Origin of the sequence: Methylobacterium sp. J-072, from assembly GCF_022829425.1 — a bacterium.
Classification (GTDB): domain Bacteria; phylum Pseudomonadota; class Alphaproteobacteria; order Rhizobiales; family Beijerinckiaceae; genus Methylobacterium.
Map to the genome: position 1 here is coordinate 23372 of NZ_JAKSYK010000026.1, position 21659 is coordinate 45030.

Sequence of the window (21659 nt, forward strand, 5' to 3'; positions counted from 1 at the left end):
TCTCGTTCTGCACTGCACGGCGCAGCGGGAGTTTTGTGAGAGGCTCTCCGGCGGGTCAAGCGATCGGCCCCCGTTCGCGACCGCAACAAACGTCGGGCTCGACCGTAATGCCTGCGCACGCGCGGAGGACATGACACCTTGCGACCCTGGCGAGACGGACCGGGCGACCGGCGAAGCTATCACCACGGGAACCTCAAGGAGGCCCTGATCGAGGCCGCGCGCCGATTCATCGCCGAGCGTGGGATCGGCGGGTTCGCGCTGGTCGATGCCGCCCGCCTGGTGGGGGTGACGCCCGCGGCCCTGTATCGGCACTTTCGCGGCCGCGAGGCGCTGCTGGAAGAGCTGGCCGGGCGCGGCTTCGCGGAACTCGCGGCCCGCCTCGCGAGGACGCTGACCTCCCGGGGCACGCCGCTCGAACGCTTCACCCGGATGGGCGAAGCCTATCTGGCCTTCGCCGAAGAGGAGCCGGCCTACTACGCGGCGATCTTCGAGACCCGCGGCACCGTCGCCGCCGCCCCCGAAACCGATACGCCGCCCGGTCGCCCATCTCCGTTCGACCTGCTGGTCGAGGCGCTGCAAGCGACCTTCGCCGATGGGTTCGGGGGCGTCGCGCCCCGGTTCATCGCCCTCGAAGTCTGGGCGCTGGCCCACGGCCTCGCGACCCTCTCGGCGGCCGGGCACCTGCCACGGGGGCCCGGCTTTCCGGACAAGTACGAGCTTCTGCGCGCCGGGGTGCTGGCCCTGGTCCATGGCGCGGCACAATCGGGCGACCGATCGCGGTCTTGAAAGCCCGCCCGGGCACCCGCATGTTAACTCCGTTCACATGAGCAGCGGAGCCAAGCCGTGACCACGCAATCCTCCTCCCCCTGGGCGACCGGCAAGCTCTGCCGTTCGGGCCCATTCCCCCGTCGCTCCCTCGAAATCGGCGCGATCGTCGTCGGCTTCATCTATTGGTGGCCGGTCGGCCTGGCGCTCGTTGCCTGGAAGATCGCCGGATATCCGGCCTTCGCGGAACTGCGCGATGCCGCCCGCCGGGGCGTCGCCGGCTTCGAGGGCGGCGGCCGCTCGGCCTCGCGCTTCGCCCGGGCCTTCGAGGCGGCCAATTATGGCGGCACTGGCAACGCCGCCTTCGATGCCTACCGCCGTACCGAGCTGGATCGGCTCGAAGCGCAGCGCAAGGCGCTGGAAGACGAGAGCCGCGCCTTCACGGATTTCGTCGAGGAGCTGAGGCGGGCCAAGGACCGCGAGCAGTTCGACGCCTTTATGGCCAAGCGCCGGGGCGAGGGCGGCTCCTACACCGCCTGATATTCGTCTGCTCCACGGGACCCGGCCGACAAGCCGGGTCCCGCCTTCGATAGGCGTTACGCAGCCCGCACCGTGTCGAGGAAGCGGGAGACTTCGGCACGGAGGTGCTCGGACTGGCGCGACAGCTCCGAGGCCGCGCCGAGGACCTGGGTCGCCGACCGTCCGGTTTCCTCGGCGGCATCGGCGACGCCCGAGATGTTGCTGGTGACCTCGCCGGTGCCCTGTGCCGCCTGACCGACGTTCCGGACGATCTCCTGCGTCGCCGCGCCCTGCTCTTCGACTGCTGCGGCGATCGAGGTCGCGACGGTGCTGATCTCCTGGATCCGCGCGGTGATCGAGCCGATCGCCGTCACCGCCTGGCCGGTCGAGGCCTGGACCCGGGCGATCTGGCCGGCGATCTCTTCCGTCGCCTTGCCGGTCTGTTCGGCCAGGGCCTTCACCTCGGAAGCGACCACGGCGAAGCCCCGTCCCGCATCGCCGGCCCGCGCGGCTTCGATGGTCGCGTTCAGCGCCAGCAGATTGGTCTGCCCGGCGATCGAGGAGATCAGCCCGACTACGTCGCCGATCCGGGCGACGGCGCTGCTCAGCTCGTGCACCAGCGCGCCGGTCTGCCCGGCCTCGTCGACCGCGCCTTGCGCGAGCTTGGCCGAGCTGTCCATCTGCCGGCCGATCTCTTGCACTGAGGAGCCCAATTCCTCGGCCGCGGCGGCCACGGTGTTGACGTTGCTGGCGGCTTCCTCCGCGGCGGCCGCCACCGCGCCGGACTGGGCGGAGGTCTCCCCGGCCATGGCCGACATCGCTCCGGCCGTGGCCTGCAACTCGGTGGCCGAAGACGAGACCATGCCGATGATGCCGCCGACCGCGGCCTCGAAGCTGTCGGCCATCTGGCGCATGCCGGCCTTGCGCTGCTCTTCGGCGGCGGCGCGCGCCTGTGCGGTCTCGGCCTCCAAGGCGCGGGTACGGATCAGGTTGTCCTTGAATACTTCCACGGCCGCCGCCATGGCGCCGATCTCGTCGCGCCGATTCCGGGCCGGCACCGCCACGTCGGTGTCGCCGCCGGCGAGCCGGGACATGGCCTGCGTCATCCGCTGGATCGGACGCGAGATGCGGTACAGAGAGAAGGCCGCCGCCACCAGCGCCGCGAGGACGGAGAGGATGCCGTTGCCCCAGGCGGCCGCGGCCGCGGTGTTGGCCCGGTCCACCGCGACGGTGACTTCTTTCTTCGCGTTCTGCTCGTTGAAGGCGACGAGGCGGGACAGCGCGGCGCGCGCATCGTCATAGATCTTGACCGTGTCGGCGCCGGTCAGCATCGCGAACGCGTCCGCCTGCCGGCCGGAACTCGTCAGCCGGCGCATCTCGCCATCCACCCGCTCGTAACGGACCCATTGGGCCGCGAAGGTGTCGTACAGGGCCTGTTCCTCGGGGTTGGTAATCAAGCGCTCGTAGGCCCGGCGCCGCTCGCCGAACTGCGCCAGCGTTGCCGCGAGCTGAGTCTCGCCCGCCGCGCGATGGTCGCTGTCGAGCGTCATCAGGCGGAATTGCTTGATGCGCACCTCCGAGGCCGCAATCTCGACTTCATTGATCTGGACCAGCGAGGGCAGCCAGTTGTTTGCCACCTCCGTCATCGAATGCCGGATGTCGGTCAGTTCGATGATCGACAACCCTCCCTGGCCTGCCGCGAGCAGAGCGAACAATCCAAAGATTGCCGCGAGCGTCGTCTTGAGAGAAACGGTAAGGCGCATGGCTTGGCCCGAGTTCGTAGTGGATGCGCCCAATAACAGCCTGACGGCGGATCTGGAAAGAGCGCTAACATTGAGTCCGTAAGATTGTGGGGTGATTCATCAAAAAAGTTACACGCGAGTGAACGATCACGTAGATTTGTTTTCTCAACCGATTTAGTATTTGTGTGACAGTGTATTTATATTGGCATCAACATCAGTTCAGAACAATTCTAAGATCTTGGTCGAGCAGGACTTGTGAAACAGTTTTGCCGGTCAACCCGATAGGTCTTTTGCGGCTTCTGCTGTCGTTGCTGTGATCGGTCTACTTGAGGTTTAGAGACGTCCTCGCGGGTTTCCAAGGGTCGTCGCCACGCCGTCCGAGCCCTGCACGGACTGCGCCGCCACGAGGGCGCGCAACCGCCGGCGGCGTCGGTCCCGTGCCGGGGGATGGACGGCTTCGAATACGGATATTCGCGCCGAGTCACGTTGCGCCCCGGCCCCCGCTCCGGCATTCCTCCCCCTCCGGGTTGGAGGGATGTGCGATGCCGACGAGTCGGGTCACGGTGGTCGATCACCCTCTGGTGCAGCACAAGCTCACCTATCTGCGGGACAAGAATCGGTCGACCAAGGGGTTTCGCCAGATCCTGAACGAGATCGGCATGCTGCTCGCCTACGAGGTGACGCGGGATCTGCCGCTGGAGCCGGTCACTATCGAGACGCCGATCCAGCCGATGGAGGGGCGGCAGATCCAGGGCAAGAAACTGGTCTTAGCCCCGATTCTGCGGGCCGGGGTCGGCTTCCTCGACGGCATGCTGTCGCTGGTCCCGTCGGCGCGGGTCGCCCATGTCGGGCTCTACCGCGACCCGGAGACGCTCGAGGCCGTCGAGTACTATTTCAAGGCGCCATCCGACCTCGCCGACCGGACCGTGCTGGTGCTCGATCCCATGCTTGCCACCGCAAACTCCGCCATCGCGGCCCTGGACCGGCTGAAGGCCCGGGGCGCGTCGGACCTGCGCTTCGTCTGCTTGCTGGCCGCCCCGGAGGGACTCGCCAAGTTTCAGGCCGCGCATCCGGACGTGCCGATCTGGACGGCGGCCATCGACAGCCACCTGAACGACCACGGCTACATCGTGCCGGGCCTCGGGGATGCCGGGGACCGGATGTACGGAACAAGGTGATCCGGCGTTTCGCTCGGACGAACGTCGGTTTTATCGATTTGCCGACCGGTGTTTCGTGATCCGGTCGGATGCACATTGTATTCATCTGCCCGAATGCTACAAAAATCGTCCGACCCCGATGCGGCGCCAAAAGCCGCACGGCTCGGAGGAGGAAGCACCATGGCGATGGATCGCAGCGTGACGAGCCGGGCTTTGGCCTTGCTGGCGGCCGGGTTGTTGGCCGCGGGCGAGGCGCGAGCCGCGGACCCGATCAGGATCGGGGTGATCGCCGAGGCGCAGTCGGTGGTCGGCGCCTCGATCCCGCAGGCGGTCCAGCTCGCCGCCGACGAGATCAATGCCAAGGGCGGCGTCGATGGACGCCAGATCCAGGTGGTCTCCTACGACGACAAGAGTTCGGCCTCCGACGCGGTCCGCGCTTTCCAGCGGGCGGTCAGCGAGGACAAGGTCAACCTCGTCATCGCCAGCTACGTCTCCGAGGTGGTGCTGGCGCTGATGCCCTGGGCGGCCCGGCTCAAGACCCCGATGATCACCCCGGGCGCCGCCTCCAACGAGATCAGCCTGGCGGTCCACAAGGACTACGCCCGCAACAAGTACACCTTCCACGGATACCTTACATCCGCGGCTTTGGCGCAGTCGATCTGTGACTCGACGAAGGACATGCTGCTCGATCTGATGAAGGTGAAGACCGCCGCCATCATGAGCGAGGACGCGGCCTGGACGCGTCCGCTCGATGTCGGTTACGAAAAGTGCCTGCCCGAGATCGGCGTGAAGGTCGTCGACCACATCCGGTTCTCGCCGGACACGGGCGACTTCACGCCGATCTACAACAAGATCGAGGCGGCCAAGCCCGACCTGATCGTCACCGGCATCTCGCATGTCGGCGTGCAGCCCACCGTGCAGTGGCGCAACCAGCAGGTGCCGCTCGCCATGACCGGCATGAACTCGCAGGCGACCTCCTCGACCTTCTGGGCCAACACCAATGGCGCGACGCAAGGCGTGATCTTCCAGAGCATTGCGGTGCCGGGCGCCGCGATCACCGACAAGTCGCTGGCCTTCAGCGAGGCGTTCAAGAAGCGCTTCGGCAGCGATCCGTCCTATGCCGGCTACATGGCCTACGATCAGGTCTACTACACCGCCGACGCGGTGAAGCGCGCCGGCTCCACCGAGGCCGACAAGCTGGTGGATGCCCTGGAGAAGACCGACTGGGTCGGCACGGTCGGCCGCACCCAATTCTACGGCAAGGATGACGACTTCACCCACTCGATCAAGTACGGGCCGGGCTTCGTCACCGGCCTGATGGCGCAGTGGCAGGACGGCAAGCAGGTGGCGATTTGGCCCAAAGGCCTCGCCCAGGGCCAGATCATCCTGCCTCCCGCCGTGAAGGCCGCGGCGCGATAGGTTCCAGCCGTTCCCGATCGCGTCGCAATCGGGTTCGCCTCTGAGGTCTTGATGTGACGCGCTCGCTCGCCGCCGAACCGGTACCCACTTCGGCGGCGAGCGCTCCAGCCCCGTCGCACGCTTGCCAAGCGCGCCCATTGCCGCAAGTACAGCCGGACCGCGCCTCCGGGCATGGCCCGGACCACGCATGCGTTGAGGATACTTCCATGGCCAGCCCCGCCCTGCCCGAGACCATGCGCCGGATCCACTTCACCGGCCCCGGCGGACCGGAGGTGATCGCGGTCGAAACCGCGCCGCTGCCGAGCCCCGGTCCGGGTCAGGTGCTGATCGAGGTCGTCGCCGCCGGGGTGAACCGGCCGGACGTGATGCAGCGTGCCGGCCTGTATCCGCCGCCGCCCGGTGCCACCGAGATCCCGGGCCTCGAAGTCGCCGGCCGCATTGCCGCGCTCGGGGAGGGGGTCGATACATTCTCGGTCGGCGATGAGGTCTGCGCGCTGGTGATCAGCGGCGGCTACGCCGAATTCGCCGTCGCCGAGGCGTCCCACTGTTTGCCGCGCCCGAAGGCCCTCTCGCTGGTCGACGCGGCCGGGCTGCCGGAGACCTTCTTCACGGTCTATTCCAACGTCGTGCAGCGCGGCCGTCTCGCCAAAGGGGAAAGCTTCCTCGTGCATGGCGGGTCGAGCGGCATCGGCGCCACCGCGATTCAGATCGCCAAGCATGTCGGCGCCAAGGTCTTTGCTACCGCGGGCTCGGCCGAGAAGTGCCGGTTCTGCGAGGAACTCGGGGCCGACGCGGCCATCGACTACAAGCAGGCCGACTTCGCCGAGGAGATCAAGCGCCTCACCGACGGGCGCGGCGTCGACGTGATCCTCGACATGATCGGCGCGAGCTACCTCGCCCGCAATCTCAAATCGCTGGCACCGGATGGCCGCCTGGTGATGATCGCCCTGATGGGCGGCTACAAGGTCGACGGCCTGAACATCACCCCGATCATGCGCAACCGCCTGACCTTCACGGGCTCGACCCTGCGGCCCCGCCCGAAGGCCGACAAGGCCGCGATCGCCGAGGGTCTGCGCAAGGATGTCTGGCCGGAGCTGGAGGCCGGGCGGATCCGGTCGGTCACGCACGCCACCTTCCCGCTGGAGCAGGCGCAGAAGGCCCACGAACTGATGGAATCGAGCGCCCATCTCGGCAAGATCCTGCTCACCACCGGCCGCGCCAGTCTTTGATCTGGCGCGCTCGCTCGCGCCGAACCGGGCTCCATTTCGGCGGCGGCGCGCGCTAACCTCAGCGATCGGCAGGAACCCGTCTCGGCGACGCCGCGTTGGCGGCCGGTAACGAAATCGTGTCGCGCACGTCGCGTTCGGGCGGGGAAGGATTGGATATGGCCGAGAAACTGAACCCGCAGGAGAGCCGTCAGGGCGAGCGCGGCAAGCCCGTGCTCTGGGTGCTGGTCGCCAGCCTCGTCCTGCTGGCGATCGCCACGGTGGGCCTGCTGACCTGGAACGGCGCCAATGCGCCGAAGGATTACGCCAGCCAGAGCCAGGATGCGTCGCGGCGCGAAGTGACCGGTTCGGTCAACGGCCAGTCCGGCGGCGCTACACCGTCGAACAGTAGCGCGGTCCCGGCTGGCAATCCGTCCTACCCGCAGCCGGCCCAGCCGAACGCGAACGGCGGCACCGCGAAGTGATGTTTTGATTTGGGGCGGCGCTGCGCGCCGTCCCCGTCATCGACCCGCAGGGACGAACTGTCAGCGGGTCGGAATTGGCGTCGGCCCGCGATAGTCATAAAAACCGCGCTTGGCCTTCCGGCCGAGCCACCCGGCCTCGACGTATTTCACCAGCAGCGGGCAGGGGCGGTACTTCGAATCCGCCAGCCCCTCGTAGAGCACCTGCATCACCGACAGGCAGGTATCCAGCCCGATGAAATCGGCGAGCTGCAGCGGACCCATCGGGTGGTTGGCGCCGAGCTTCATGGCGGTGTCGATCGACTCGACCGATCCGACGCCCTCGTAGAGCGTGTAGATCGCCTCGTTGATCATCGGCAGCAGGATCCGGTTGACGATGAAGGCCGGGAAATCCTCCGACATCGTCGAGATCTTGCCGAGCTTGGCGATGAACGCCTTGGCCGACTCGTAAGTGGAATCTTCCGTTGCGATGCCGCGGATCAGCTCCACGAGCTGCATCACCGGCACCGGGTTCATGAAGTGGATGCCAATGAACCGCTCCGGCCGGTCGGTGGCCGCGGCGAGCCGGGTGATCGAGATCGACGAGGTGTTGGTCGCCACGATCGCGTCCGGGCGGAGCGAGGCGCAGAGGCTGGAGAAGATCTCCCGCTTGGTCGCCTCGTTCTCGGTCGCGGCCTCGATGACGAGGTCGGCGGGCCCGAGATCGGCGAAGCCGTGGGCCGGCTGGATGCGGGCCCGGATCTCCTGGCTTTCGCCCTCGCCAATGGTGCCCTTCGACACGAGGCGGGCGAGGCCAGCGTCGATCGACGACAGGCCGTTCTCCAGACGGTTCGGGTCGCGGTCGTTCAGCAGGACGTCGAGACCGGCTGTCGCGCAGACCTGCGCGATGCCGCTGCCCATCTGGCCCGCGCCGATGATGCCGACCCGCTTGATCTCCATGTCCATCTGTCGACCCGTGCCCCCATACCGGCACCGATGTGCGACCACCCGACGGGGTGGCGCCAGCACCGACGCCGCGGCCCGCGCAGAGGCGGACCGTCCCTGACTTCTAGACCATTCTCGTTCGCAGAAGGAACCCGCCGATACGCGTGTTGCGACAATGCTCGCCCGCTGAATCCGTCCGGGCGCGCAAGTCCTTTACTGGCCCTTGGCCTTGCCGATCTCCGCCTGCAGGTCCGGCACAACCTGGAATAGATCGCCGACCAGGCCATAATCGGCGACCTGGAAGATCGGCGCGTCCTCGTCCTTGTTGATCGCGACGATGACCTTCGAATCCTTCATGCCGGCAAGGTGCTGGATCGCCCCGGAGATGCCCACCGCGACGTAGAGATCCGGCGCCACGACCTTGCCGGTCTGGCCGACCTGCCAGTCGTTCGGCGCGTAGCCGGCATCGACCGCCGCGCGCGAGGCACCGACCGCGGCGCCGAGGGCATCGGCGAGCGGCTCGATCAGCGCGTGGAACTTCTCGGAGGAGCCGAGCGAGCGGCCGCCCGACACGATGATCCGGGCCGAGGCCAGTTCCGGCCGGTCGGACTTGGCGATTTCCTCGCCCTTGAAGGTCGAGCCACCGGCCTCGGGGGCCGCCGCCGAGACGGCCTCGACGGGGGCCGCCGCGCCACCCTCTTCGGCCGCCTTGAACGCCGCGGTGCGGACCGTGATCACGGTCTTGCCGGCGGGGATCTGCACGGTCTGGATGGCGTTGCCGGCGTAGATCGGCCGCTCGAACGTGTCGGGCGCGACGACCTTGATGATGTCCGAGACCTGCGCGACGTCGAGCAGGGCGGCCACTCGCGGCAGCACGTTCTTACCCGTGGTCGAGGCCGAGGCGATGACGATGTCGTAGGGCTCGGCGATCGACGCGATCAGCGCCGACACCGGCTCGGCGAGGTCGTGGTCATAGACCGCATCCTCGCCATTCAGGACCTTGTCGACGCCGTCGAGCTTGCCCGCCGCCTCGGCCACCGCCTTCGAATTGCTGCCCAGCACGAGGGCGTGGACCGGCGCGCCGATACCCTTGGCGGCGGTCAGCGCCTTCAGCGTGCCGTCCTTGATCTGACCGTTGCCGTGCTCGACGAAGAGGAGAGTCGTCATGTGCGCGTGAACCTCGGTTGCGGCTGGCCGCGCTCGACCGTCTCGACGGGAACGCGGCTCAGCTCAGGAAAATCAGATGACGCCGGCTTCGACCTTGAGCTTCTGCACGAGTTCCGCCGCGGACCCGACCTTGACGCCGGCGGAGCGTCCCGGCGGCTCGGCGGTCTTGAGCACCTTGAGCCGCGGGGTCACGTCGACGCCGAGCGCCTCGGGGCTCAGCTCCTCGAGCGGCTTCTTCTTGGCCTTCATGATGTTGGGCAAGCTCGCGTAGCGCGGCTCGTTGAGGCGCAGGTCGGTGGTGACGATCGCCGGGAGCTTGAGGCTCACGGTCTGCAGGCCGCCATCGACCTCGCGGGTCACGTCGAGGCTGCCCTCGGAGGCCTCGATCTTGTACGCGAAGGTGCCCTGCGGCCAGCCGAGCAGCGCGCCCAGCATCTGGCCGGTCTGGTTCGAATCGTCGTCGATCGCCTGCTTGCCGAGGATGACGAGCTGCGGCGTCTCCTTCTCGACCACGGCCTTCAGGAGCTTGGCCACCGCCAGCGGCTCGCAATTTACGTCGGTCTTGACCAGGATCGCCCGGTCGGCACCCATGGCGAGAGCGGTGCGCAGGGTCTCCTGCGCCTGCTGCGGGCCGATCGACACCGCCACGATCTCGGTGACGGTGCCCTTCTCCTTCAGACGGATCGCCTCTTCGACAGCGATCTCGTCGAACGGGTTCATCGACATCTTGACGTTGGCGAGTTCGACCCCGGAGCCGTCGGCTTTCACGCGGATCTTGACGTTGTAGTCCACCACCCTCTTGACGGGCACCAGCACCTTCATGGCGGTCTCGATCCTTCCCCGGGGATTCTTGTCGTCGGACCCGCCGGTCCCTCGCGCATTCGGCGCTCAGGCTGGGCAGGCACGCAAAGCGCGCGGACCGTAACGGCCACATTTCCGCCTTGTCAACGCGGGGCGATCGCGCGGCGGGAGTGAGGTCGGGTTCTACGGATCGACGGGACCGCCGGGCCAATGCTTCGTCGGCTCGTCCGCCTCTCCCGATGGCGGGGCCAGCCATTCCTTCCGCCCTCGCGTCCTCGGCCGGACTGCGAGGAGGAAGGCGGCACCGACGGTCAACACACCGATGCCGATCCCGAGAACGATGGGAGCCCATTCAGGCATATCGTTTGTCGGATCCTCAACAGGTTCCAATCGAGCCGGCGCCAAACGGCCTCAGCGATTGGCGCCCGGCACCCACAGCACGTCGTCGGCTCCATCCGCGTTCGCGGTCCGGCTCGCCACGAACAAGAAGTCCGAGAGGCGGTTCAGATACTGGATGGCCTCGGGCGAGACCGCCTCGCCCTCCCGGTCGGCGAGGCTCACGGCCAGCCGCTCGGCACGCCGGCAGATGGTGCGGGCGAGATGCAAAGCCGCCGAGGCCGGCGATCCGCCGGGCAGCACGAAGGACTTCAGCGGCGGGATGGTCGCGTTCAGGGCGTCGATGTCGCGCTCGAGCCGCTCGACCTGGCTGGCGACGATTCGCAGCGGCTCGTAGGGCAGGGGCTCCGGGCTCGGCGGTGTCGCGAGGTCGGCGCCGAGATCGAACAGGTCGTTCTGGATCGCCCCGAGCATCGCGTCGAGGGGGCCTTCCGTGTGCAGCCGGACCATGCCGATGCAGGCATTGGTCTCGTCGACGGTGCCGTAGGTCTCGACCCGCAGGTCCGCCTTGGATCGGCGCTGCCCGTCCGCCAGGGCGGTGGTGCCCTTGTCGCCGGTGCGTGTGTAGATCCGGTTGAGCTTGACCAAAGGACCTGCGCCTCAAAACGGTCGCCGGGCCGGCGACCCCGTGAACGCTAGGGCGTAAGGCCGTTCTGCTGACGGCGCAATCGGCCTGAATCTCAGAACGTGTAGCCGATCTTGCCGCCGAAATTGGTCAGGCCGCGGTTGTTCGCGCAGAGACCGGCATTGGACATGTGCTCGACCGTGGCCATGACGCTCCAATGCTCGGTCAGGCGGTAGCCGAGCGCCGCCGCCTCGCGGAACATCGGCGAGCAGCCCAGCGTGTTGAAGCCGTAGGGCGTCTGCGCCTTCGGTCCGGTATAGCCGTTATGGGCGACGCCGCCGAAGAAGCCGTCGAGGAAGACGCGCCGGCCCAGGGTCTCGGGGAAGATGTCGACGGTCCAGGTGGCGCCGAGATAGGCGTAGCTGGTCCGGCCGCCGGTGTTGTAGCTGCCGCCCACGGTCGGACGCGGCACGAAGGCCTGCCAGAACGGATCCGGGCTGACCTGCGGCTTGGCGAACAGGATCTCGCCGTTGACGTTGGCCTTGCTGAAGCCCGGGAGCTTGCCCTCGGCGCTGCCCGGATCCTGCACCGCGCCGCCGATGCGCACCTCCGACACGATGCTGAGCGGCTGGGCCGGTGCCGCGTAGGCCGTCGGCAGCGGGGGCGCATCCGCCGCGAAGGCCGGCAGGATCGCCGCACCGGTGAGGAGGCTGACGGTGCAGATACGGAGGGCGGCAATCATGGGGCTCGGCCGGTTAGGCTTGGCGAATTGGCTCACCCGAGCGTAGCACGAGCCCCACTCACGCCAGCGGCCAATTCATCCCGGTCCCCCGCGAAAGGCGCGGGGTGCGGCGGGACGGACACAGTGCGGCGCCGTTCCGAAGGATGGTTTCCGCGTTCGGAAGGCCTCGTTCAGGCCGAGCGCCACCAGACGACGCCCATGATGATCAGGATCGCCACGAATTGCAGCAGCACGCGCAGGCGCATCAGTTTCTGGGAGAGGTTGGCGTTGCCGCCCCGCATCATGTTGGCGAGGCCGAACAGCAGGATCACGGCGACCGCCGCGCAGGCGACGAAGACGAGCAGATTGGACGACATGACGGGATGGATCCGAATCCGACGGGCGCCGTGATCCGGCGCGCCGCCGCTTGACGAGACGATGGGCGTTCGACGCGCCGTTACGGAAAGCCGGTTCGGCGCCTAGGGGCGTGTCACGAGAGTGAGATAGGGCGCGCCCTCAGTTGCGCCGAAGCAGGCGCTCGAAATAGTCGAGCTCCTCCCGCGGTCGCGTGGGATCGCCGAGCTTCCGCCGCAACTCTTCCATGATGCGGCGCGCACGCTGGACGGCGGATTCGTCGGCGGTCGGGACCCGGACGCGGCCGTCGCTCATGTCGCGGCCCTTGGTCGGGCGCCCGAGCGGATCGTCGTCGCGGGCGCCAGCCTGACCCTGCTGCCCCGGCTGCTGGCCGCCTTCCTGCTGGCCTTCGCCCTGGCCCTCAGCCATTTCCTGCATCTGCTGCGCCATGCCCTCGGCGCCCTTCTTGAGCCCTTCGAGCGCGCGGCCCTGGGCGTCGACAGCCTCGTCGGCATCGCCCTGCTTCAGGGCGTTCTCGGCCTCGCGCATGGCGTCCTCCGCGTCGGAGAGGCCCTGCTCGCCGCGCATGCCGTTCTCCTTCATGCGCTGCTCGAGGTCCTCCAGGCGCTGGCGCAGCGCCTGCTGGCGGTCGCCGACATTGCCCTGCTGTCCCTCACCCTGCTGACCTTGGCCTTGCTGCCCTTGGCCCTGTTTCCCTTGACCCTGTTTTCCTTGGCCTTGCTTGCCCGGTCCCTGCTGCGGCCGGCCCTGTTGCCCTCGGCTGCCTTGCTGGCCCTGCTGCTGCTGTTGTCCGCGGTTCGACGGGCGCTGGCCGTCTTGCGGCTCCTGCCCATCCTTGAACGTCTCGTCGCGCAGGCCCTGCTGCTCGCGCGCCATGGCGTCGAGGTCGCGCATCTGCTTCTGCATCTCGCGGCTGGCCTGATCGGACTTGCCGCCCTTCTCCGCGGTCTGCAGGTTCTCTAGGATGTTGCGCAGCTGCTCCATCAGGCGCTGCGCCTCGGCGGTGTCGCCGCGCTTCATCGCCTCGGCCATGTCCTGGATCATCTTGTCGAGATCCTCGGGCGTGACCGTCTTCGATTGCTGGTTGTTCTGGTTCTTCTCGCCCGGTTCGCGGGGCTGGCGGCTCTGTTTCTCGGCCATCTGCGAGAGGAACTTGTCGAGGGCCTGCTTGAGGTCCTGCGTCAGGCGCTTGATCTCGTCGTCGGGGGCGTTGCGCTCGATCGCTTCCTTCAGCCGATCCTGAGCCTGCCGCAGCTGCTTCTCGGCATCCGACAGGTCGCCGTCCTCGATCTTGAGGGCCATCTCCCAGAGAAGATCGGCCACGTCGATCAGATCGGCATCGGTCTTGGCCTTGCGCAGGCGCTCGGTGGCGGTCCTGAGACCGAGGAACACCGGCGGCTGCGGCGTGAACATGTCGGGCGCGACCAGCAGCGCGTCGAGGGCGCCCTGGACCCAGAGGCGGTCGGTGTCGGGCGCCGTCACCAGGCGGCGGCGATCCTCCGCGAGCGCCCGTGCCAGGGGATCCCGGAAGGGCCGAGCCGGCAGCGTGATCTCGGAGACTGGCGTGCGCCCTTCCTGGCCGGCCTCGTCCTTGACGACGATCTGGTAGCGGACGCGGGCGCCCGACCACGGGCTATCGGTGAGGTCGACCAGGGTCTTGGTGTCGGTCTCACCCGAGGCGTCGGCCGGCAGCGCCAGGTTGATCCGCGGGATCGGCGCCAGCGAGCGGCCGGCTTTCATCGGCTCGATCACGCCTTCGGCGGAACTGATTCCGTAATCGTCCTTGGCCCGGTAGGTCAGGTTGAAGGTGCCGCGGCCGTTCATCTCCGGACCGCCCACGGCCGTCACCTCCGGCGGCTTGTCCGGGATCGCCTCCACGGTCAGGCGCTGGCGCCCGGCCGGGGTAACGATCACCAGTTCGGCGCCGCCGACGATCCGGTAGCGCTCCTCGCGCAGGTCGGGGCGCTGGTCCTGCCCCGGGATCGGCGTCAGTCCGGCATTGGGCGTCAGCGTCGTGTTCGCCGCCGCTCGGCCCTGGCCCGCGATCCGCACGATCAGCTGCGCGTTGACCGGCGCCCGCAGATGCTGGTCACTGCCATCCATGGCGATCAGGAGCGGCGGCAGCCTCGTGTAGAGCGGCGGATCGATCCAGCCGTCAACGCGGAAGTTCGGCCCCGGAGCGACCGGCTCGTGCCAGTCGAATGCGGCGCCGATCCGGTCCCGCCATTCGGGGCCGGCCACGAACAGGCTGGCGACCGCGGCGACCACCATTCCGGCGCGTAGCGCGTAGGGGTCGCGCCGGGTCATGCCGGGGCGCGGCAGCCCGACCTTGAGGGAAGCGACCGCCTGGGCGGCCCGGCGCTGGTGCAGCGCCCAGAGGGTCCGGCTGCCCGGATCCGCGGCGCCGACCGCCAGGGAATCCTGCGCCGCCGAGGCGGGGCCATGGCGGAGCGCCGGATCACGCGCCGCCGCCTCCCGGTCCAGCCGGGCCAGGGCGATCCGGCGATCCGGCCGCGCGAGATGCACGAGGGGCAGGAGCGCGACGACCAGCAGGAGGGCCAGCACGGCCAGCCCGATCTGTCGCCAAAGCGGGGCGAGATCGAGCCAGAGGCCGGCCCAGGACAGGGCAAGGAACAGCAGCAGGACGCCGAGCCCACGCCAGAGTACCGGCCAAGCCTGCTCCCACAGGGACGCCACCCGCGCCTGGGCGACGAGCCGGTCGAGCCGCGCGGCGGCCGCCTGTCCCGTGTCGGTGCCGGTCGTGCCGGTCGCGTTGCCGAAGCCGTCCCTGTCGTTCACGCCGACCGTTCCGCCTCACGCCGAGGAATGTGTCAGGGGCGCCCGGAAGGATCCAGGCCCCAACAACCAGAGGCTAGCATGGTGGGCCGCGCCGGTCGGCGGGTCAAATCGGCGCGACCGCGGGCTACGAAGCCGCCTTGGTAGCCACAAGCATGTTGCCACAGGCCAGCTCGGAAAAGGCATCCGGCGGAAGCGCGTTCAGGAACTTCCACCACAGCGGGTCCTGCTGGTCCATCGAGACTAGGTCGCTGACCCTCATTTGTGCAAACTCATTGCGCAGTTTCGGATCTTCGAGATGATGGGCGAAGCGCCCCAGGATCCACTGGATGGTGTAAGCGGCCGTTTGATGGGCTCCCGTGAAAGCCAGGTCGGTCTTGAACCCGTTATCCTCGAAGAGGCTAACTAACCCTTCGCGCGTGGCATTGAAGAAATGCGATGGGTAACCGTGAACCGGCTGTAGGAACGGCCAGTCGATGAAGACCTGATCGTTTGGCTTGAGCATACGCGCGATCTCCTGCACGACCAGCCAGGGCTTGCGTGTGTGTTCGAGAACCGCGAAGCACCCGATGCCGGACAAAGAGCCCGATCGGATCGGATAGAGGCAGTTCGGCTCGACGATCAGATCCGCCGAGCGGGAAGGGTAGACCTCGAGATAAAGGCAGTTCTCGAAGGTGCGCTCCCGATAACCGCAGCCGAGGTCAAGGAACAACTCGTCAGGGCAAGCCTTGATGAGATTGTCGAACATCTCGACGTTATGATTGGCGCTTTCGGCGGCGTAGTCGCTCAAATCGAAATGGCGATCCGTCGTAAAGATCGGGAATGTTCCGCTCGGATGCTGATCGAATGGTGCGAGTAGAGCGGATCTGAAACGTTCGTACTTCGCTCTGCGCAAATCGCGCATGACGACACGTCCTCTAATCGGAAGCCCTGTGATGGACCGAAGGGACGTTGGTAATCGATGAAGGCTGCTTCGAGCTTGCGTCGATGTCGGCCGTTGATCTAGTCCGATGCGTGGGTGAGAAGTCTCATAGTGGCCGTGCCGGCCTTCGGCAGGCCAACGACGCTCAGTTATGCGCCTGGATGAAATTCCGCACCTGCGGGTAAATCTGCGTCTCCCAGCGCTTGCCGGCGAAGACGCCGTAATGGCCGACGCCGGCCTGGAGGTGGTGCGTCCGCATGTAGGGGGCGAGCCCGGTACAGAGGTCGTGCGCCGCCATGGTCTGGCCGGGGGCGCAGATGTCGTCCCGCTCGCCCTCGACGGTCATCAGCGCCGTGCGGCGGATCGCTCCCAGATCGATCGGCTCGCCGCGATAGCGCAGCTCGTTCTTGGCGAGGGTGTAGTCCTGGAACACGGTCTTGACCGTCTCCAGGTAGAACTCCGCCGCCAGGTCGAGGACGGCGAAATACTCGTCGTAGAAGGTCTCGATCGCCTCGGCCTTGTCGTCCTCGCCGTTGGCCATGTGCCAGAACAGGTCGGAATGGCCCTGGACGTGGCGCTTGGTGTTCATCGACATGAACGCCGAGACCTGCACGAAGCCCGGATAGACCCTACGGCCGGCGCCCTTGTGTCGGGCCGGGACCGTGGCGATGAGATTCTTCTCGAACCACTCGATCGGCTTCGAGGTCGCGAGCTCGTTCACGCCGGTCGGGTTGATCCGGCAATCCACCGGCCCGGCCATCAGGGTCATGCTACGCGGAGCGGCCGCATCCTTCGCCTGGGCCATGACGGCGGCGGCGACCAGCGCCTGCACGGTCGGCTGGCAGACCGCCACCACGTGCGATCCCTCGCCCATGACCTGGAGGAACTGGATCAGGTGCGCGACATACTCGTCGAACCCGAACCGGCCCGCCGACAAGGGGACGTCCCGGGCGTTGTGCCAGTCGGTGATGTAGACGTCGTGATCGGGCAGCATCACGCGCACGGTGGCGCGCAGCAGGGTCGCGAAGTGGCCCGACAACGGTGCGACCAGCAGCACCTTGGGCTGCTCGGTGTGGATGTCCTTCTTGAAGTGCAGTAGGGTGCCGAACGGCGTGACCGTCACGGCCTCCTCGCTGACCGGCACGCTCCGGTTGCCCACGGTAACCGATTCGATCCCGTAGGCGGGCCGCGCGAAGGTCAGGCCCGCGCGCATCATCATGCGGGCATTGGCCGACATCCATCGGGCCGGCTCGCTCCAGCGGATCCAGGGCGACCACGCGTCGTTTATCATCCGGCCCCACGCCCGGGTCTGGGCGGCGAGGTCGGTCTGCAGGTCGAACGCATCGTACAGCATCGGGCGGGCACTCGCGGGCGCCCGGCCCGGCACGCGGGCGATCGGGACGGCAAACTTGGGCGGATGCCGGGATGGGAGATGCATCAGCATGGCCGGTGAGCATCGGCCCACCGCCCTAAGGTCGCAACTGTCCAAAAGGCTGAGGCCCACAGGAAAGCGAGGGCCGTGGCTTTGATGCACCAACTCTAGACTGTGCCGGCCCGCGGGGCCGGACGGTGCCGTCAGCCAAACATCCGGTCCGAAGAAAGGTCCGTCCGCCTCACGAGGCGCGGCGCACGACCGGGCCGGGCTCGGCCTCGGTCCGGCGATGCTCGCAGGCGATCTTGAGGTAGCGATCGCCGCCGCCGGGCAGCCCTGCCTGGGCCGCCATGGTCTGGGCGTGCATCAGGCACTCCATCGGCGAGTGGGCGGGCGCGACGATGATGTCGAGGGCGGTATCGCGGGAGCAATCCTGCGCCAGCAGGGTGCCAGCACAAATCAAGGCAACAGACAGCAATTCGGACATGACGGACCTCAGCTTCGATGGATCGAAAGGTCCGCGGGGTGCTCTTGGCGTCCGAGCCGCCGCGTTGTCGTTGCCTGGGTGCTTCCTCGCCTATTCCTAAATCGCCAAGCATGCGGCGTGCCAGCCGCGACGGATATTGCGAAGCGATTGATCTTACCGGGCTCAGTCCCGGGTCGAAAGCCACTGGGTCTCCGGTTCGATGGCCGGGAGAAGGGCCGCGACGGCATCGAGATCGACGACGTAGTGGTCGGTCAGCGCCTGCCACATCTCGGCCGAGGAACTGACCTGCGGCCTCAGGCCGTCGAGGGCGCGGGCGAGGAGTGCCGCATTCACGAGCTTCGGGCGTGCCACGAGTGGATCAGCGTTCAGCATCGGAATCGATCCCGTTTCGATACCGACACTGTCCGCCCGGTTTGGTTAATGTCGCGTTACGGACCTGCGCCAAACCTTTACGTCTTCTTGAGCCGGCGACACAAAGCCTTGCCAGACGGGCAATGTCCAATTGGATGGTGGATTTGGCTGTTCTCGGGCCGACAGACTCTTGCCGAGGTGCTCTATCCGCCCCAATAGCCTGGTGATCGCAGGCCTCTGCCGGTGCGGGGCGTCTGGTTCACAAGCCGGACCCCATCCCTTATCAGGCGGCAGAGATCGAGACGGTCCCGGCGGAGCGGGGATACGCCGCGCCCCGCGCGCGATCATCCGCATTGCGGGGCGGGCTCGGCCGAACGTGCGAGCGGAACACCATGGACGCCACACCTGAAGCGATCGGTCCGGCGCAGGGGCCGGCCACCCGGTTCGTGCTCGCCTCCGGCTCGCCGCGCCGCCTGGCGCTGCTGCAGCAGATCGGCATCGAGCCGGATTCGCTGCTGCCCGCCGACATCGACGAGACGCCGCGCAAGGCCGAACCGCCGCGCGACTTGGCCCGGCGCCTCGCCCGCACCAAGCTCGCCGCCGCGGAGGCCGCGCTGCATCACCAGGACCGGACGATCCCGACCTGGCTGCTCGCCGCCGATACGGTGGTGGCGGTCGGCCGCCGTGTCCTGCCGAAGGCCGAGGGGCCGGACGAGGCCGCCGATTGCCTGCGGCTCCTCTCCGGACGGCCGCATCGCGTCTTCACGGCGATCTGCCTGCTGTCGCCGAACGGACGGCGGGAGCGGATCGTCGAGACCCGCGTGCGGTTCAAGCGCCTCTCCGGCCGCGACATCCAGGGCTACCTCGCCTCGGGCGAATGGCGCGGGAAGGCGGGCGGCTACGCGATCCAGGGCCTGGCCGGCGCCTTCGTGGTGAAGCTCGTCGGCTCGTACAGCGCCGTGGTCGGCCTGCCGCTCTACGAGACCCTGAGCCTGCTCGACGGCGAGGGCTATCCGGTCCGGGCCGCCTGGGGCAGCCTCGCATGATCGAACTGCCCATTCTCCGAGAGCGCCGCCCGGCCTGCCCGATCTGCCGGCGGCCCGAGGCCGACGACTTCCGGCCATTCTGTTCGCAGCGCTGTGCCGATGTCGATCTCGGCCGCTGGCTGAACGAGCGCTACGCGATTCCGGAGGAACTCGACCCGGACGCGCCGCCCCCGGAGCCGGATCAGGAGCGCTGAAATTTTTCCGCCGTCTTCGTCACGTCGATGTCACGGCAAGGCTGGACAGGCCCCAGACTCCTGACTATACCCCGCGGCGTCCGAGGCCCACAGCGGCGCGGGCGACGCCCAGGTAGCTCAGTTGGTAGAGCATGCGACTGAAAATCGCAGTGTCGGTGGTTCGATTCCGCCCCTGGGCACCATCATCCCGCTGAGCGGTGGATGGTGCTGAAGTAAAACTCCCCCGCGAGATTGACACGCCCAGGCGCGGAGAGCGTATGTTTTGCGTCCTGCTCGATCCGGCGCTTCGTACGGTGTGCCGTCCGGGCGAGTTGTATCTCAAATCATCCCTTCGAGGCTGACGGCTTGATCGTGCATCGCCGGGTCATTGCAACAGCCCGGCTCCGTAAGCCTCACGCCTGACAGCCGGTAACGGGTCACGCCCGTAAGCCGCCCGGTCGGGGCAAAGCGATCGATCACGCATCAAAAATCCAACTCACCGGAGCGGTCAAATTTTTTGGTATGCCAGCCGAGTGGCATCCCAGGACAAGCTTCGCTACGCTGCCGAACACACGGCCGGCGCCGCCATGCGGAAAGCCTGAACCCGTACGCCATACGGGTTCGCCGCAGGACAAGACGAAGACGGACCTTGGGAGTCGAAGCATGCCCCGCAACATCCTGATCCTGGGGGCCTCGTACGGCTCCCTGCTGGCGACCAAGCTCCTGATGGCCGGGCACAACGTGACCCTGGTCTGCCGCCGGAAGACCGCGGACCTGATCAACCAGGAGGGGACCGAAGTCCGCATCAAGCTGCGGGACGAGCCGAACCATCGCGCGATCCTGTCGCGCGACCTGCCCGGCACCCTCGACGCCGCGCCGCCTGAGGATATCGACCCGTCGCGCTACGACCTGGTCGGCCTCGCCATGCAGGAGCCACAGTACAACAACCATACGATCCGGGTGCTGATGATCAAGATCGCGGCGGCGAAGCTGCCGTGCCTGTCGATCATGAACATGCCGCCGCTCTCGTATCTCAAGCGGATCCCGGCCCTGGCCGCGATGGACCTCGAGGACGCCTACACCAATGCCGGCGTCTGGGACCGGTTCGAGCCCGGGCTGGTCTCCCTGTGCTCCCCGGATCCCCAGGCGTTCCGTCCGCCGGACGAGGGGGCGAACGTGCTCCATGTCGGCCTGCCGACCAACTTCAAGGCGGCGATCTTCGCGGACGAGGCGCATAACCGGCTGCTGCGCGAGCTGGAAACCGACATCGACGCCGTGCGCCTCGACGGCCAGGACGTGCCGGTAAAGCTCAAGGTGTTCGATTCGCTGTTCGTCCCGCTGGCGAAATGGTCGATGCTGCTCACAGGCAATTACCGGTGCATCACGCCGCAGGAGCCGCAATCGATCCGCGACGCCGTGCATGGCGATCTCGCCAAGTCCCGCGCCATCTACGAGCATGTGGATGGCATCGCCCGGCGCCTGGGCGCCGATCCGCAGGATCAGGTGCCCTTCGAGAAATACGCCAAGGCCGCCGAGAGCCTGCTCAAGCCGTCCTCGGCCGCCCGGGCGGTGGCGAACGGCACACCGTTCATCGAGCGCGTCGACCTGCTGGTGAAGCTGATCTCGCACCAGCTCGGCACTCCCGATGCCGAGATCGACCGGACGGTCCAGATCGTCGACCGCAAGCTCGACGAGCGGGTGATCGAGGGCTGAACGGCCGCCGCGCGGCGTGCCGATCGTGTCCCGCGCGGCTCGCCTGGGAATAGTTTGCCGGATACGGTTGTGGCCGGCCCCCGGCACGGGTAGATGCGCCCGCTCGGAAGTGGGAGCCGGGGCACACGGATGGGCGATGACGTGGCCGCTCTCCTCCTGGCCCTGGCCACCGAGAATGCCGAGCTGCGCGCGCAATTGGCCGCCGCCCAGGACATGCTGATGGAAACGGCGATCGATGCCGGCCATCTGCACGCCCGGATCGAGGCGGTTCAGGCCGAGCGCGATTCCTGGCGAGCGGAGGCGGAGCGTCTGAGCCGGCCGAGCACCGGAACCGGCGCACGGTGACGGCGATAGCCTCTCGATCATCGCGAAACCTGTCCGGCAGACGCGGCGTAGAACCCTCCGGCGCGTCGGCGCCGGTATGGGACCGGAGGTCGGTCCTCACGTCGGCGAGGCCGGGCGGGCGCCACGCGTCACAATCACGCAAAAGTTGCGGTGAGATGCATATATTCTTCTTGAAGTTGTGACGTGATGGCCTAAACCCGGTTCGATTCCGGTTCG

Annotated in this window: 22 protein-coding genes and 1 tRNA gene; 11 read left to right on the forward strand and 12 right to left on the reverse strand. The window is 67.6% G+C overall.

The genetic code is table 11. The features are described 5' to 3' along the window. The first annotated feature begins 138 nt into the window (after positions 1-138). Positions 139-786 (forward strand): TetR/AcrR family transcriptional regulator, encoded by a 648-nt coding sequence (locus tag MKK67_RS01725; protein WP_243961527.1) that lies wholly within the window; start codon positions 139-141, stop codon positions 784-786. A 57-nt stretch (positions 787-843) separates the two neighbouring features. Beyond that, a complete protein-coding gene (locus MKK67_RS01730) occupies positions 844-1305 on the forward strand; it encodes a DUF2852 domain-containing protein (RefSeq protein ID WP_243961529.1) in 462 nt (153 codons plus the stop codon). A 56-nt stretch (positions 1306-1361) separates the two neighbouring features. On the opposite strand, the gene MKK67_RS01735 is transcribed toward MKK67_RS01730, so the two are convergent. Further along, positions 1362-3047, reverse strand: a complete 1686-nt coding sequence (locus MKK67_RS01735) for a methyl-accepting chemotaxis protein (RefSeq protein ID WP_243961531.1) — start codon at positions 3045-3047, stop codon at positions 1362-1364. Between the two features lie 521 nt (positions 3048-3568). Between MKK67_RS01735 and upp the strand changes: the two genes are divergently transcribed. The 4 genes from upp (at position 3569) to MKK67_RS01755 (ending at position 7292) form a co-directional block, all read left to right on the forward strand. Continuing rightward, positions 3569-4204, forward strand: coding sequence for a uracil phosphoribosyltransferase (upp, locus tag MKK67_RS01740; protein ID WP_243961533.1), 636 nt, complete (start codon positions 3569-3571; stop codon positions 4202-4204). Positions 4205-4363: 159 nt separating this feature from the next. Continuing rightward, positions 4364-5602: an ABC transporter substrate-binding protein gene (locus MKK67_RS01745; RefSeq protein ID WP_243961536.1), complete on the forward strand. Its 1239-nt coding sequence runs from the start codon at positions 4364-4366 to the stop codon at positions 5600-5602. 206 nt (positions 5603-5808) lie between these two features. Then, a complete protein-coding gene (locus MKK67_RS01750) occupies positions 5809-6831 on the forward strand; it encodes an NAD(P)H-quinone oxidoreductase (RefSeq protein ID WP_243961543.1) in 1023 nt (340 codons plus the stop codon). A 155-nt stretch (positions 6832-6986) separates the two neighbouring features. Next, a complete protein-coding gene (locus tag MKK67_RS01755; RefSeq protein WP_243961545.1) occupies positions 6987-7292 on the forward strand; it encodes a hypothetical protein in 306 nt (101 codons plus the stop codon). A gap of 60 nt (positions 7293-7352) precedes the next feature. Here the strand turns inward: MKK67_RS01755 and MKK67_RS01760 are convergent, their stop codons facing one another. The 11 genes from MKK67_RS01760 to MKK67_RS01810 form a co-directional block, all read right to left on the reverse strand. Continuing rightward, positions 7353-8234, reverse strand: a complete 882-nt coding sequence (locus MKK67_RS01760) for a 3-hydroxybutyryl-CoA dehydrogenase (protein WP_243961554.1) — start codon at positions 8232-8234, stop codon at positions 7353-7355. Between the two features lie 192 nt (positions 8235-8426). Beyond that, on the reverse strand, positions 8427-9380 hold the full coding sequence (locus MKK67_RS01765; RefSeq protein WP_243961556.1) for an electron transfer flavoprotein subunit alpha/FixB family protein: 954 nt from the start codon (positions 9378-9380) through the stop codon (positions 8427-8429). Positions 9381-9452: 72 nt separating this feature from the next. Next, on the reverse strand, positions 9453-10202 hold the full coding sequence (locus tag MKK67_RS01770) for an electron transfer flavoprotein subunit beta/FixA family protein (RefSeq protein WP_243961558.1): 750 nt from the start codon (positions 10200-10202) through the stop codon (positions 9453-9455). A gap of 390 nt (positions 10203-10592) precedes the next feature. Continuing rightward, the gene (locus MKK67_RS01775; protein ID WP_243961568.1) at positions 10593-11165 is read right to left on the reverse strand and encodes a cob(I)yrinic acid a,c-diamide adenosyltransferase; all 573 of its coding nucleotides are present in this window, start codon (positions 11163-11165) and stop codon (positions 10593-10595) included. A gap of 92 nt (positions 11166-11257) precedes the next feature. Then, on the reverse strand, positions 11258-11884 hold the full coding sequence (locus MKK67_RS01780; protein ID WP_243961571.1) for an acyloxyacyl hydrolase: 627 nt from the start codon (positions 11882-11884) through the stop codon (positions 11258-11260). Positions 11885-12054: 170 nt separating this feature from the next. Then, a complete protein-coding gene (locus MKK67_RS01785; RefSeq protein WP_243961574.1) occupies positions 12055-12240 on the reverse strand; it encodes a twin transmembrane helix small protein in 186 nt (61 codons plus the stop codon). Between the two features lie 139 nt (positions 12241-12379). After that, entirely contained in the window at positions 12380-15037 is a 2658-nt protein-coding gene (locus MKK67_RS01790; RefSeq protein ID WP_243961576.1) for a TIGR02302 family protein, read from the reverse strand. A 124-nt stretch (positions 15038-15161) separates the two neighbouring features. Continuing rightward, on the reverse strand, positions 15162-15938 hold the full coding sequence (locus tag MKK67_RS01795) for a class I SAM-dependent methyltransferase (protein WP_243961577.1): 777 nt from the start codon (positions 15936-15938) through the stop codon (positions 15162-15164). Between the two features lie 163 nt (positions 15939-16101). Further along, positions 16102-17310 carry a polyhydroxyalkanoate depolymerase gene (locus MKK67_RS01800; protein WP_243961647.1) on the reverse strand — a complete coding sequence of 403 codons (1209 nt, stop codon included), beginning with the start codon at positions 17308-17310 and terminating at the stop codon, positions 16102-16104. Between the two features lie 259 nt (positions 17311-17569). Further along, a complete protein-coding gene (locus MKK67_RS01805) occupies positions 17570-17815 on the reverse strand; it encodes a hypothetical protein (RefSeq protein ID WP_243961579.1) in 246 nt (81 codons plus the stop codon). A 162-nt stretch (positions 17816-17977) separates the two neighbouring features. Next, the gene (locus MKK67_RS01810; RefSeq protein WP_243961582.1) at positions 17978-18187 is read right to left on the reverse strand and encodes a hypothetical protein; all 210 of its coding nucleotides are present in this window, start codon (positions 18185-18187) and stop codon (positions 17978-17980) included. A 371-nt stretch (positions 18188-18558) separates the two neighbouring features. On the opposite strand from MKK67_RS01810, the gene MKK67_RS01815 reads away from it, so the two are divergent. The 5 genes from MKK67_RS01815 (at position 18559) to MKK67_RS01835 (ending at position 21443) form a co-directional block, all read left to right on the forward strand. Next, positions 18559-19212, forward strand: a complete 654-nt coding sequence (locus MKK67_RS01815) for a Maf-like protein (RefSeq protein ID WP_243961584.1) — start codon at positions 18559-18561, stop codon at positions 19210-19212. Continuing rightward, entirely contained in the window at positions 19209-19406 is a 198-nt protein-coding gene (locus tag MKK67_RS01820) for a DNA gyrase inhibitor YacG (RefSeq protein WP_243961586.1), read from the forward strand. The genes MKK67_RS01815 and MKK67_RS01820 overlap by 4 nt, the downstream gene beginning before the upstream one ends. 106 nt (positions 19407-19512) lie before the next feature. Further along, positions 19513-19588: transfer RNA gene (locus MKK67_RS01825), tRNA-Phe, on the forward strand. Between the two features lie 460 nt (positions 19589-20048). Beyond that, on the forward strand, positions 20049-21098 hold the full coding sequence (locus MKK67_RS01830; RefSeq protein WP_243961588.1) for a ketopantoate reductase family protein: 1050 nt from the start codon (positions 20049-20051) through the stop codon (positions 21096-21098). Positions 21099-21227: 129 nt separating this feature from the next. Beyond that, a complete protein-coding gene (locus MKK67_RS01835; RefSeq protein ID WP_243961590.1) occupies positions 21228-21443 on the forward strand; it encodes a hypothetical protein in 216 nt (71 codons plus the stop codon). Positions 21444-21659: the final 216 nt, after the last annotated feature.